9 protein-coding genes are annotated in these 12,514 nt (G+C 70.7%); 3 read left to right on the top strand and 6 right to left on the bottom strand.

What is annotated here, in order from left to right; genetic code table 11:
- Window positions 1-9: 9 nt before the first annotated feature.
- Both OG943_RS16960 and OG943_RS16965 read right to left on the bottom strand, forming a co-directional pair.
- A complete protein-coding gene (locus OG943_RS16960) occupies window positions 10-1,434 on the bottom strand; it encodes an alpha/beta fold hydrolase (protein ID WP_328610738.1) in 1,425 nt (474 codons plus the stop codon).
- 37 nt (window positions 1,435-1,471) lie between these two features.
- A complete protein-coding gene (locus OG943_RS16965) occupies window positions 1,472-1,954 on the bottom strand; it encodes a MarR family winged helix-turn-helix transcriptional regulator (RefSeq protein ID WP_328610739.1) in 483 nt (160 codons plus the stop codon).
- Window positions 1,955-2,004: 50 nt separating this feature from the next.
- Between OG943_RS16965 and OG943_RS16970 the strand changes: the two genes are divergently transcribed.
- Entirely contained in the window at window positions 2,005-2,895 is an 891-nt protein-coding gene (locus OG943_RS16970; protein WP_328610740.1) for an NAD(P)-dependent oxidoreductase, read from the top strand.
- A gap of 104 nt (window positions 2,896-2,999) precedes the next feature.
- Here OG943_RS16970 and OG943_RS16975 read toward each other — a convergent pair whose 3' ends face one another.
- On the bottom strand, window positions 3,000-3,428 hold the full coding sequence (locus OG943_RS16975; RefSeq protein ID WP_328610741.1) for a histone-like nucleoid-structuring protein Lsr2: 429 nt from the start codon (window positions 3,426-3,428) through the stop codon (window positions 3,000-3,002).
- Between the two features lie 270 nt (window positions 3,429-3,698).
- Window positions 3,699-4,304, bottom strand: coding sequence for a malectin domain-containing carbohydrate-binding protein (locus OG943_RS16980; RefSeq protein ID WP_328610742.1), 606 nt, complete (start codon window positions 4,302-4,304; stop codon window positions 3,699-3,701).
- 233 nt (window positions 4,305-4,537) lie between these two features.
- Between OG943_RS16980 and OG943_RS16985 the strand changes: the two genes are divergently transcribed.
- Together OG943_RS16985 and OG943_RS16990 are read left to right on the top strand one after the other, a co-directional pair.
- Entirely contained in the window at window positions 4,538-6,055 is a 1,518-nt protein-coding gene (locus OG943_RS16985; protein WP_328610743.1) for a serine/threonine-protein kinase, read from the top strand.
- A gap of 374 nt (window positions 6,056-6,429) precedes the next feature.
- On the top strand, window positions 6,430-9,972 hold the full coding sequence (locus OG943_RS16990; protein ID WP_328610744.1) for a glycoside hydrolase family 2 TIM barrel-domain containing protein: 3,543 nt from the start codon (window positions 6,430-6,432) through the stop codon (window positions 9,970-9,972).
- A 9-nt stretch (window positions 9,973-9,981) separates the two neighbouring features.
- Here OG943_RS16990 and OG943_RS16995 read toward each other — a convergent pair whose 3' ends face one another.
- The gene (locus OG943_RS16995) at window positions 9,982-11,322 is read right to left on the bottom strand and encodes a carotenoid oxygenase family protein (protein WP_328610745.1); all 1,341 of its coding nucleotides are present in this window, start codon (window positions 11,320-11,322) and stop codon (window positions 9,982-9,984) included.
- 37 nt (window positions 11,323-11,359) lie between these two features.
- Entirely contained in the window at window positions 11,360-12,397 is a 1,038-nt protein-coding gene (locus OG943_RS17000; RefSeq protein WP_328610746.1) for a medium chain dehydrogenase/reductase family protein, read from the bottom strand.
- Window positions 12,398-12,514 lie beyond the last annotated feature (117 nt).

Below are 12,514 nucleotides of genomic sequence, written 5' to 3' on the forward strand. Positions count from 1 at the left end.
CCGCCGGGGTCACCGCGCCGGGTCGAGCAGGTACGCGACCTCCCGGGCCTGGGTGCCCGGGTCGTTGAACCACGCGGTGTGGCCGACGCCGTCCCAGGTGAGCAGCTTCGAACCCTGGATCTGCGCAGCGAGCCCAACGCCCCACGGGTACGGGGTGGCCGGGTCGTTCTTGCCGCTGACGACCAGCAGCGGCGGGGCGCCGCGCACCGGGGTGGGGCCCCACGGGTTGGCGGCGCGGATCGGCCAGCCGAGGCACCCGGACTGGACGTCCCAGGCCTCGACGAAACCGCGGGTGATCGGCGCGGCCCGGCGGATTTCCTCCTGCCGGGACAACAGGTCCCGGTAGCCGCGGACGTCCGAGGGGAAGTCGTGACAGGTGATGGCCCGGTACGACGGGTCGCTGGCCGCCGGGTGCGCGAACAGCCCGGCGTCGGGGCTGGGGGCGATGGCCTTGGCCAGGCCCGTCGCCAGCGTGCTCCAGTTCCGGGGCAGGGCCAGCAGGGAATAGCCGGCGTAGGCGATCTGCGGGACGGTCGCGCCATCCGGGGAACCCGCGGCCGGGATGGGCGCCCGGCTCGCGCGGTCGAGCAGCGCCCGGTACTCGGCGGCGATGTCCTTGCCCCGCAAGGCACAGTCCTCAGTGGACTGGCACCACGCGGCGAACTTGCCGAACACGGTTTCCTCGACGCGAGCCTCGTCGAGGGCCATCCGGCGGGACCGGGTGGTGTGGTCGACGGCGCCGTCCAGCACCGCGGCCCGGACCCGGTCCGGGTACAGCTGGGCGTACGTGGCGCCGAGCAGCGAGCCGTAGGACAGGCCCAGCCAGCTGACCTTTTCGGTGCCCAGCGCGATCCGCACCGCTTCGAGGTCCCTGGCCACGCTGACCGTGTCCACGTGGTCGATCAGCGGGCCGGTGGCCCGGCGGCAGCCTTCGCCGACGTCGCGGTTGTACGCGACGAGCCGGTCGTACTCCGCGCGGGTCCGCGGGAACTGGGTGACCTTCGGGTCCATGGTCGGCTTCTCGCAGGCGATCACCGGCACGCTGTCGCCCACGCCGCGCGCGTCCACACCGACGATGTCGAACCGGTCCCGCAGGTCCTTCGGGAACATCAGGTCCGCGGACTCCTTCAGGTACGGCGCCGCGGGGTCCCCCGGCCCGCCCGGGTTGAACAGCAGCGACCCGATCCGGTGCGCGGGATCGGCCGCCTTGAGCCGGCTCACCGCCACCGTGATCCGCGCGCCGCCCGGGTTCGCCCAGTCCAGCGGCACCCGCAGCGAGCCGCACTCGGTCCCGTTCCCGGCGCAGGGCCGCCATTCCGGCGGAGTCACCCGGAACGAAGCCACCGGATCCGGGTTCCCCGCCGCTTGGGCCGCCCCGGTGACCGCGGTCGCCATCACCGCGCCGGTCAGCGCCAGTGCCAGAACGCGTCGCATTTCTCTTCCCCCTGTGCGTGTCCGTCAACACCGACGATCATGGCACGCTGTCGTCAGCCTCGGTGATGACAGAACTGCCGTCTTCGCGCATGAAGCGCAGTGCGCTGTCACCGGATTTCGCGTCGAGGTGCCGGAGGAAGTGCGCGCGAACGGATTGAGCGTGCGCGGGCAAAGCCGATTCGTACGTTCGCTGTCCTGTGTCGGTGAGGGAAATCGTCATGAGGCGGCCACGCCCGGCCGCGGCCCGATCGACGAAGCCCCGCTTCTGCATCCGCGCGAGCTGGTGCGACATCCGGGTCGCGGTCCAGCCGACCAGTTCGCCGAGCTGCTTCTGGCTCATCCGCTGCCCCTCGGACTCGTGCAGGCGGGCGAGGATCTGGAAATCGGCGCCGGAGAGCCCGGCCGCGGCGAACAGCTCACGCTCGACGGCGGAGGTCACGCTTCCGCTGAAGCGCACGAAGGCCCGCCAAAGCTCCTTCTCGCGGGCGGACAGCGCGGCCTCGCGGGGATTGGGTCCCATCACTCTCCCTGGCTGATCTGACGTCGTGACGGTAGTATCGCCTCCACGACTTGATACATCAAGTTGACACGTCCAGGAGGTTCGCGATGCAGACGGTGGCAGTACTGGGGACCGGCGGAGCGGGGTCCGCCATGGCGCGGCGGCTGCTGGAGCTGAAGTTCCGCGTCCACGCGTGGAACCGGACCGAGTCCCGGGCCCGGCCGCTCGAAGACGACGGCGCGCTGGTCTTCCCGACCGCGGCGGAAGCGGTGCGCTCGGCCGGCGTCGTCATCGTCACGGTGTACGACGCGGACGCGGTGCTCGACGTTCTCGGCCAGATCGCCGGGGCCGTCGAGCCGGGCGCGGTCGTGCTGCAGAGCGCGACCGTCGGCCCGGTCATCGGCGAAATCGCCGAGACCGCGACGCGCCTCGGCGTGACGATCATCGACGCGCCGTTCTACGGCAATCCCGGCCCCGCCCGGCGCGGCGAGCTCACGCTCATGGTCGCGGGCGCCCCTGAGCACAAGAAGGCGGTGACTCCCGTGCTCGAGGCGCTCGCGTCGAACATCGTCGACGTCGCCGATCAGCCCGGCCCGGCGAGCCTGCTCAAGCTCACGTGCAATGCGTGGCTCCTCGGGACGAATGCGATGGCCGTGCAGGCCGCCGTCCTGGCCGAGTCCTTCGGCCTGGACCCCGAGTTGTTCCTGCGGGCGGTCAGCGGGTCGAAGGCCGACAGCGAGTACCTGCACTACCGTGCCGATCACCTGACCAGGAAGACCGACGAGGTACTCAGCCCGGTCCGCGCGGCGATCAAGGACCTCGGGCACATCCGTTCCGCGGCCGCCTCGGCGGGGGCGTCGGACATCCTCCTGGCGCCGCTCCAGGAAATCTACGACCGCGCCGTCGAAGCCGGCCTCGGTGATCAAGACTCCACCGCAATCCGTGCGGTATTCGCACGGTGACGAACTCAAGCGCGACTTCGGTGTTCCCGTCGCGCCATTACCTCGCCGAGTGAGGCTGGTGGGCTCCGCCCATACGGCAGAGCCCGCCGGCCTCACTCGGTGAATCAAACCTTGGCGACGGCCTTCTTCCGGGGCGCGCGCTTGCGGGCCGCCGCGGTGGTCTTGGCGGTGACCACCGGCGCACGCTGCGCCTCTTCGTAGGCCGTCTCCACATCCGACGGCAGCCGGCCGCGATCGGCGACGGCGAACCCGTTCTCCTGGGCCCACTGGCGGATCTCGCGATTGCGCTCCCGCTCCGCCCCGGTCGGGGCCTTCCGCTCGACCGCCGACTCGCCGACCGCGAGCCGGACCTTACGGCCGCCGACCCGGCGGGCGTAAGAGATGAAGCGGGCCAACGCGTCCCGCAGGTCGTCGGCGTTCTCGTCCGACAGGTCGATCTCGTACAACACGCCGTCCAGACCGAAAGGGACAGTCTGCGTGGCGGTGCCGCCATCGAGATCGTCGACCATCGCCACCAGGATCTTTTGTGCCATCGTTCGGTGCCCTCCAGAAGTCCACGGCCGGACCACCGGTCCGGTCCGATCACACGTTACCGGACCACTGCGGACGGAGAACAACGGAATGGCCCGGCAGTTCGCCGCCGAGGGCGGGTAACCGATTTCCGCGGCCGACGGGACGGCGGATTCCGCTGCGGACGGTGACCGAGTCCGAAGTAGACCGTCCACGGGAACCGGTGCCGGAACGACGAATGGCGCCGGCCGAGGAACCGGCCGGCGCCATTCACGCGAACTGCCTGGGCCGTACTACGAAGCCGGGGTGATCACGATCGCGTTGATCTGGGGCTGGTCCGCGGAACCGCGGGTGAAGGCGATGGTCGCCGTGCCGTCCGCGCCGACCGTGACCGGGAAGTCCTGTTCGACGCCGAACGCCGCCGGGCCGTCCGCGCCGTGCTGGATGGCGGTGCCGGAGATGTCGAAGTCGGTGAGCACCCGGGTGCCGTCGAGGTCGACGTTGAAGGCCCGCTTGCCGGCGCCGATCCAGTGCCAGTCGAGGAAGTACAGCCGGACCTGGTAGGCCGCGCCCGGGGTCAGGCCGGGCACGGTGTAGGTCGAGTCGGTGAAGCGCGAGGTGTTCCAGATGTCGGCCGGGATCGGGTGGGTCACGGTGCTGCTGAAGTTCGGCAGGCTGGGCCGGTCGGCCGGTTTGCTGTCGGGGATGCCGCCGGTGCCGTAGGAGTCGGCGACGAACCCGCTGCCGCCGTTGCCGCCCACGTCGATGGAGACCCCGCCGGCCAGCGGCGGTGTGTCGGCGTAGGCGGCGCCGGTGGCGAACACCGTGCCGAACAGCGCGGCCGACACCGCGGCCGTCAGGGCGAACAGTCTTCGACGGCCGACCAGGTTGGTACTCATGAATTTCTCCCGTCACGCTGAAGAATCACACCGAAGAATCCGAGGCGGTCTCGATACCTGCGAATGCGGTTTGACGCTACCGGGGATACAAAGGGTAAAAGAGGTACGAATCCTGCCCCGGCGGAGCACCGCCGTGGCGGATTCGCCGGGGACCCCTCCCAGCGCCGGTGTGGCAGGCTGACCGGGGAAGACAGCTTCACCTTGGTGTGTCGGCGGTGGCAGGAGGAACCCGAGTGGGCAGGGGCTGGCGGCTCGGCCGCAAGGACCGCGGCGCGGGGTCGCCGACGTCGGTCCCCGGGCCGGGCGGCGGCGCGGGGTCGCCGACCTTCGTGCCCGGACCAGGCGGCGTCGCGGCGGCGGACCGGCGCGGCGACCCGCGGAAGATCGGGCGCTACCGCGTGCTGCGGCGGCTCGGCGCGGGCGGCATGGGCACGGTCTACCTGGGCGCCGGCAAGGACGGCCGGCCGGTGGCGGTCAAGGTCATCCGCGCCGAGCACGCCGCCGACCCGGTGTTTCGCGCGCGGTTCCGGCACGAGGTCGAGGCCGCCCGGCGGGTAAGGCGGTTCTGCACCGCCCCGATCCTCGACGCCGACCCCGACGCCGATCCGCCGTACCTGGTCACCGAATTCGTCGACGGCCCCAGCCTCCACGACCTCGTCGCCACCGCCGGACCGCTGCGCAGCGCGGATCTGGAGGCGCTGGCGGTCGGCGTGGTGGCCGCGCTGACCGCGATCCACGACGCGGGGGTGGTGCACCGCGACCTGAAGCCCGCGAACGTGCTGCTGTCGCCGTTCGGGCCGCGGGTGATCGACTTCGGTGTCGCCCGGGTGACCGACCTGACCCGGCTCAGCGTGGACGGCGAGCTGCTGGGCACGCCCGCGTTCATGGCGCCGGAGCAGGTACGGGCCGAGCCGGTCACGGCGGCCGCCGACGTGTTCGCCTGGGGCGCGGTGGTCGCGTTCGCCGCGCGGGGCGCATCGCCGTTCGACGGGGACTCGGTGGCGGCCGTGATCCACCGGATCCTCACCGGGGAGCCCGAGCTGGACGGGCTGGACGGCGCGCTGCGCGACCAGGTGCGGGCCGCACTGGCGAAATCCCCCGAGCACCGCCCGACGGCCCACGACATCCTGCAGAGCCTGGTTTCCAGCGGCGCGCCCGCCGAAGTGCTGGACGCCGCGCCGAAGAGCGCTCCGGCGGACGTCGAGGTGCGCCGGGGCGAACCAAGCAGAGCTGAACCAAGCAAGGCCAAACCAAGCAGCGCCGACGAAGCCGAGTTCTGGTACCGCAAGGCCGCCGAGAGCGGCGACGTCGCGGCCATGGTCGAACTGGGCTCAGTGCTGAGGCTCCGCAAGGAGTACGACGGAGCCGGGCGCTGGTACCGCGAGGCCGCGGACCGCGGCTCGATCGGCGCACTGAGCAACCTCGGCCTCCTGCACCACGAACGGGGCGAACTCGACGACGCGGAACGCTGGTACCGCAAGGCGATCGACGCCGGCGTCCGCCCCGCGCTGGCCAACCTCGGCGGGCTGTACCAGGACCGCGAGGAGCTCGACGAAGCAGAGCGCTGGTATCGCAAGGCCGCGGACGCCGGATTCGCCGGGGGCATGGAGCGCCTCGGCGCGCTGCTCGAACGTCGTGGTGACACCGCCGGAGCCGAGCACTGGTACCGCGAAGCCGCCGACGCCGGCGACACCGTGGCCATGAAAAACCTCGCCGGTCTGCTCCGGAGGCGCGGCGAAGACTCGCACTGACCGGCTTTCTCCGAGGGGAGGAAGAGCGAGACCACCACGGTGACGCCGCGCCACCGCCGGCTCGGCACCTTAACCCGGCCCGGAGCCATTTCGCCGGCTCCCATCGGCTTCCTCCGCGTTCTCTTCGAAGCGAATTCTCCCCGCGAACTCGGCCCGCATTTCCGACACCACCAGAAATGCTGTTTCCCGGTAGACACAAGGCGTTTCACCACCACACTCGCATCCGCCGAATGGCCGAGTGCCCGTTACTCCATGTCCACCAAGCCAGAAGTAGCAAGGCCACTTCCGTCCGTGTTCGATCTGGTTTAGTGTTGTTCATTGTAGGTGGTTCTTGAGGTGGGGAGTTCGTAGTGGAACTTAGCCGCAGGACGTTCATGACCGGCACGGGTGCCGCCGCGGTGGGGTCCGCGCTGGCCTGGGGACTGGACCAGCCGAGCGCCGCGGCGGCCACCGGCGGGCCCCCGGGAAGCACCACCGGCAGCGTCGCCGACGGAGTGCTCAACCAGGGCGATCGCACCGTCGAGTTCAACCACGGCTGGAAGTTCCAGCTGGTGAACACCCAGGACGTCACCGATCCGTCCGGCCGGTACGGCAACTCCGGCGACCCGAAGGCCGCGGCCACGGCGTTCGACGACTCCGCGTGGCGGCAGCTCGCCCTGCCGCACGACTGGAGCATCGAGCAGCAGCCGGAGCCCGGCCAGCGCGACGGGACCGGCTATTTCCCCGGCGGGCTCGGCTGGTACCGCAAGACGTTCACCCTACCCGCGTCGATGACCGGAAAACACCTCACCGTCGATTTCGACGGCGTCTACATGAATTCGTACGTATACCTCAACGGTGAATTGCTGGGTAATCACCCGTACGGCTATACCGGATTCAGCTTCGACCTCACCGGCAAGGCCCACACCGACGGCCGCACCCCGAACGTGCTGGCCGTCGTGGTGCAGAACAAGCAGCCCAGCAGCCGCTGGTACTCCGGCACCGGCATCACCCGCAACGTGCACCTGACCGCGACGCACCCGGTGCGCGTCGGCCGCTGGGGCACCTTCGTCACCACCCCGGATCTGGGCCGCACGATCAAGAACGGTTACGCCACCGTGCGAGTCGAGACGACGCTGGAAGGCGCCGAGGGCAAGGCGGTGGAGGTGGTCTCCACGGTGCGCGACGCCGCCGGCCACACCGTCGCCACCGGGCACGGCCCGACCGCGGAGATCAAGCTCGCCGGCCCGCGCCTGTGGTCGGCCACCGATCCGTACCTGTACACGCTGCACAGCGAGGTCGTGCTGGACCAGAAGGTCGTGGACAGCTACGAGACCACGTTCGGCGTGCGCTGGCTGGGCTTCGACCCCGACGCCGGCGTCTCGCTCAACGGCACTCACCTGAAGCTGCAAGGGGTCTGCCTGCACAACGACCAGGGCGCGCTCGGCTCGGTGAACAACTACGACGCGCTGTGGCGGCAGCTGACCACGCTCCGGCGGGCCGGCGTCAACGCCTTGCGCACCTCGCACAATCCGCCGTCGCCGGAGCTGCTCGACGTCTGCCAGCGGCTGGGCATCGTGATGATGGTCGAGGCCTTCGACTGCTGGCACGTCGGCAAGCTCGACTACGACTACCACCTGTACTTCGACGAATGGTCGGACTCCGACCTCGCGGAGATGGTCCACGCGGCGAAGAACTGCCCCGCGGTGATCATGTGGTCGATCGGCAACGAGATCCCCGACTGGACCGAAGCGGCGAGCCTCCCGATCGAGCGGCGCCTGATCGACGGCGTCAAGAAGATCGACACCACCCGCCCGGTCACCGCGAACTGCGATCAGTACCGCGACCCGCCCGCGGCGGGTTCGCCGGGCGAGCAGATGCTGCAGAACCTCGACCTGGTGGGGTTCAGCTACGAGCCGGCCCGGGTGATGGACACGATGCACGCGACCTACCCGGCGAAGATGTTCTTCGAGTCGGAGTCCTCGTCGTGCACCTCCGCCCGCGGCGTCTACCAGGATCCGGCCTACGTCAACACCGGCCAGAACCACACCCCCGGCAAGCGGCTCCCGTCCGCCTACGACAACAACCTCTCGTCCTGGACGATGAGCCACGAATACGTGCTGAAGGTCGAGCGCGACCGGCCCTACAGCGCCGGGCAGTTCGTCTGGACCGGCACCGACTACATCGGCGAGCCGACGCCGTACGCGCAGTTCCCGGTGAAGACCTCCGCCTTCGGCCTGGTCGACACCGCCGGCTTCGCCAAGGACGCCTACTTCGCGTTCCAGTCCCAGTGGACGTCGGCGCCGATGGCGCACCTGGTGCCGATGGACTGGACCGGCCACGAGCCCGGCCAGGAGGTCGAGGTCCGGGCCTACTCGAACGTGCGCACCGTCGAACTGCTGCTCAACGGCCGTTCCCTCGGGACCAGGTCCTACGACGTCAAGACCACTGTGGACGGTGCGCGCTACCTGGAGACGACCGAGCCGACCGGCGACGACAAGAACTACCCGTCCGGCAGCTACACCAGCCCGAACGGCAGCAGCGGCAAGCTGCACCTGACCTGGCGCGTGCCGTTCCAGCCGGGGAAGCTGGCCTGCGTCGCCCGCGACGACCGCGGCCGGGTGGTGGCGCGTGACGAGGTCACCACGGCCGGCCCGCCGCTCGCGCTGCGCGTCACCCCGGACAAGCCGGTGCTCGCCGCCGACGGCAAGGCGCTGGCCTACCTCACCGTCGACGTGGTCGATCAGGGCGGGGTCGTGAACCCCGGCGCCGCCAATCCGATCACGTTCCGGGTGTCCGGCGCCGGCTCGTTCGCCGGTGCCGACAACGGCAAGGAGGACGACGGCGAAGGCTACACCGCCACCACGCACACCGCGTTCAACGGCAAGGCGCTGGCCATCGTGCGGGCCGGCTCCCGTCCCGGCGCGATCACGGTCACCGCGACCAGCCCCGGTCTCGCGCCGGCGACCACCACGGTGTTCGCGGTCGACGCGTCGGCGCGCGGGCTGGTCGCGACCCAGCCGGTGTCCGTGCGCACCGGCGCCGGCACGCCGCCGTCTCTGCCGGCCACGGTCGTCGGCGTGCACGCCGACGGGTCCACCACGCCGCTCGATGTCCGCTGGGGCACTGCGGGATCTTCCGGCGCGGCAACGTATTCGCTCACCGGAAGCGTGCCGGGCTCGCCGGTGGCCGCGCACGCCACCGTCGTCGCTTACGCGGTCGCGGCGGTCGAGCCTTACTCGACCGTGACCCCGGTCGGCGCGCCACCGTACCTGCCCGCGGTGGCTGTGGTGCGTTACACCGACGGCGTCACCCAGACCGTGCCCGTCAGCTGGGATGGCGTCGATCCGGGAAAGTACGCCCGGCCAGGTGAGTTCACGGTCGGGGGCAGCGCGGCCGGGGGCCGGGCCACCGCGACGGTCCGGGTCACCGATTCGTTCACGCCCGGCCGGAACATCGCCCGCGCGACCAGCCCGGCGAAGCCGAGCGCCGACGCCAGTTACTCCGGCAGCCCGGACAGCGGGCCGGCCGGCCTGCTCGACGGGGTCACCGCGTCCGGCGGCTGGTCGAACGCCTACACCAAGTCGGCCACCTACACCCTGCCCGCGGTGAGCAAGGCGCACGCCGGCGACTGGGTTTCGGTGAGCTGGCCGCAGGGGCAGCGGATCGGCACCGTGGTCGCCTACTTCACGATCAGCGCGTCACTGGTGCTGCCCCGGTCGATCACCGTGTCCTATTGGGACGGTGCCCGATGGCTGAAGGCGCGCGATCAGCAGGTGCGGTTCGCCACGCAGTCGAACGCGCCGACGACCATCACGTTCCAGCCGGTGAGCACGACGTCGATCCGGCTCGGCCTGACCAGCCCGGCGCCGGACACCGCCACCGGCTTCCTCCGGATCACCGAGCTGGAGGTGCCGGCGGACGAGATCACCGGCTGAGGCGGGGTTTCAGCGCGCGTCGGGCAGCCAGTGCCCGTGGATTCCGGCCGGCACCCGGCGGGGCAGTTCCACGGTGGCGACCGGGTCCTTGCGCAGGTCGGTCGCGTCGAGGACCAGCAGCTGCGACGCGTTGGCCTTCAGGTCGCTCACGATGGTGAGCAGGTACCCGTCGTCCTCGGCGGTGCCGTCCGCCGCGGGGACGAACACCGCCTCGCCCGGCATGCGGTGCTCGCCGTGGCCCAGCAGCTGCCGTTCGCCGGTGACGGTGTCGAACTTCATCGTCGAGTACCCCTCCTGGCCCGATCCCGGCAGCACCAGGGCGTAGCTGTACCGGTTGAGGGTGCCGGTGTGCTCGTCGTTGATGCTCGGGAACTCGGTCACCAGGTCGTCCAGCGGCTCGTCGGTGCCCCGGCCGGTGGCCGGGTCGAGGATCCAGCGGTGCAGGGTCGAGCCGCCGTCCAGGCTGACCCCGAAACCGGGCGCGCCGACCCACCACTTCCACGACGTCTCCCACGCGGAACGGTCGTACCGCGGGCCTTCGACGATCACGCGGCCCTGCGCGTCGGCGTAGGCGTTGGTGACGTGCAGGAGCGCGGCGGGCTCGACTTCGAACCAGGTGACGCCGCCGGGACCGGTCCGCGGCAGCACGCCGATCCGGGCCGGGTAGGTGTCGCTCCACCGGTACGGGATGCCGGACCGCTCGGCCGGGTCGAACACGAGCGGGAAGTCGAAGAACACGGCGTGCTCGGCGGTGATCGCGAAATCGTGCATCAGCGACGGCCCGGCGCCGGGCACCACCTCGGACCGGATGATCTCCCCGGCCGCGGAGGCGACGTAGTAGTTCAGATACGGCGGAAAGGGGCTGTAGCTGTAGAAGTGCAGCTCGCCGGTGACCGGGTCCACCTTGGGGTGCGCGGTCATCGAGCTGGTCAGCTTGCCGCCGAAGTCGTAGACGCCGACGGTGTCCAGCTCGGCGGTGACCTCCCACGGCAGGTTGGCCTCCTGCAGCGCCAGGTAGCGGCCGCCGTGGCTGATGATGCTGGTGCCGGCGGCGCTGACCTCCAGCTCGGTCCCGGTGAACGGCACGCCCTCCAGGTACGGCGTGCGCACCCAGCGGTTGCGGTACCACTCGGCCCGGCCGCCGGCCAGGCGCACGCCGTGCAGCATGCCCGCGCCGCGGAACCAGTGGCTCGGGGTGACGCCGGGCTTCGGGTTGTGGCCGTTGCGGAAGTAGCGGCCGTTCAGCTCGGCCGGCAGCGTGCCGGTGACGGTCAGCCCGTGGGCGGTCACCTCGTCCGGCACGGGTTCGAAATGGCCGCTGAGATACGGCACGGGGCGGTCGGCATTCATCGGAAAGTCTCGTTTCGTCGCACGGTAAGGAAAAGGTTCAGGGGGTCAGGACGACTTTCCCGGCCACCGTGCCGGATTCCGCCAGCCGCATCGCTTCGGTGATGCGCTCGAACGGCAGCACCGCGGCGGCCTTGGCGGTCAGCTCGCCGGCGCTCATCAGGGCGAAGACCTCACCCAGGTCCTCGCGCAGCCGGCCGTAGAAGACGCCGGAGTTCTTGACCCCGGTCCAGATGTTGAAGAAGTACGCGCTCCGGCCGTTCGGCGCCGCGTTCCAGACCGCCAGGCGGGCGATGATCTTGAGCACCGGCCACTGCTTGGACCCGCTGTCGTCCTTGGTCGACGCGCTGCCGTAGGAAACCAGCGTCCCGCCCTTGGCGAGCAGCTTCCACGAGTCCACGACACTGCGGCCGCCGATGTGGTCGAACACCGCGTGCACGCCGTCCGGCGCGATTTCCCGCACCCGGGCGGGCACGTCCTCGGTGCGGTAGTCGATCGGCACCACACCCTGCTCCATCAGCGCCTCGTGGTGCCGCGCGGACGCCGTCCCGATCACCTTCACCCCGGCGACCCTGGCGAGCTGCACGAGCGTCGAGCCGACTCCCCCGTTCGCCCCGTGCACCAGGATCGTCTGCCCGGCGTGGACCCGGGCCTTGCGGTACAGCATCTGCCACGCGGTGATGCCGTTGACCACGACCGTCTCGGCGTCGACGGCGCTGATGCCGTCGGGGACCGGGATCAGCTTGTCCGCGTCGAGGACCACGTGGCTGGCCCAGCCGCCGACCTTGACCAGCGCCGCCACGCGCTGCCCGGCCAGCGCCGGGTCGACGCCGTCGCCGGTGGCCAGCACGGTGCCGACCAGGTCGTAACCCGGCACGAAGGGGAACGGCGGCTGGTCGTAGTACTTGGCGCGGCGCATCTGCTGCTCCGCGAACGAGATGCCGGACGCCTCCATGTCGATCAGCACCTGGCCGGCCCCCGGCGACGGGACCGGGCCGCGCTCGATCCGGAAACCGTCGACGTCGACCTTGCCGGGCAGGACCACCTGGGTGAGCTGGGCGTTGCTGGTGTGGTTCACGATGTCTCCCGTTCGTTGCTGTTGCGTTAGTTATAGCATCTAACTCTCGGTGGATGCAATAGCCTTTCGGGCAGTTCCGTGAACCGGACAAGACAGCGGGCCGCGCTCCTCGAGGAG

Source organism: Amycolatopsis sp. NBC_00345 (assembly GCF_036116635.1).
In the GTDB taxonomy this organism is placed as follows: domain Bacteria; phylum Actinomycetota; class Actinomycetes; order Mycobacteriales; family Pseudonocardiaceae; genus Amycolatopsis.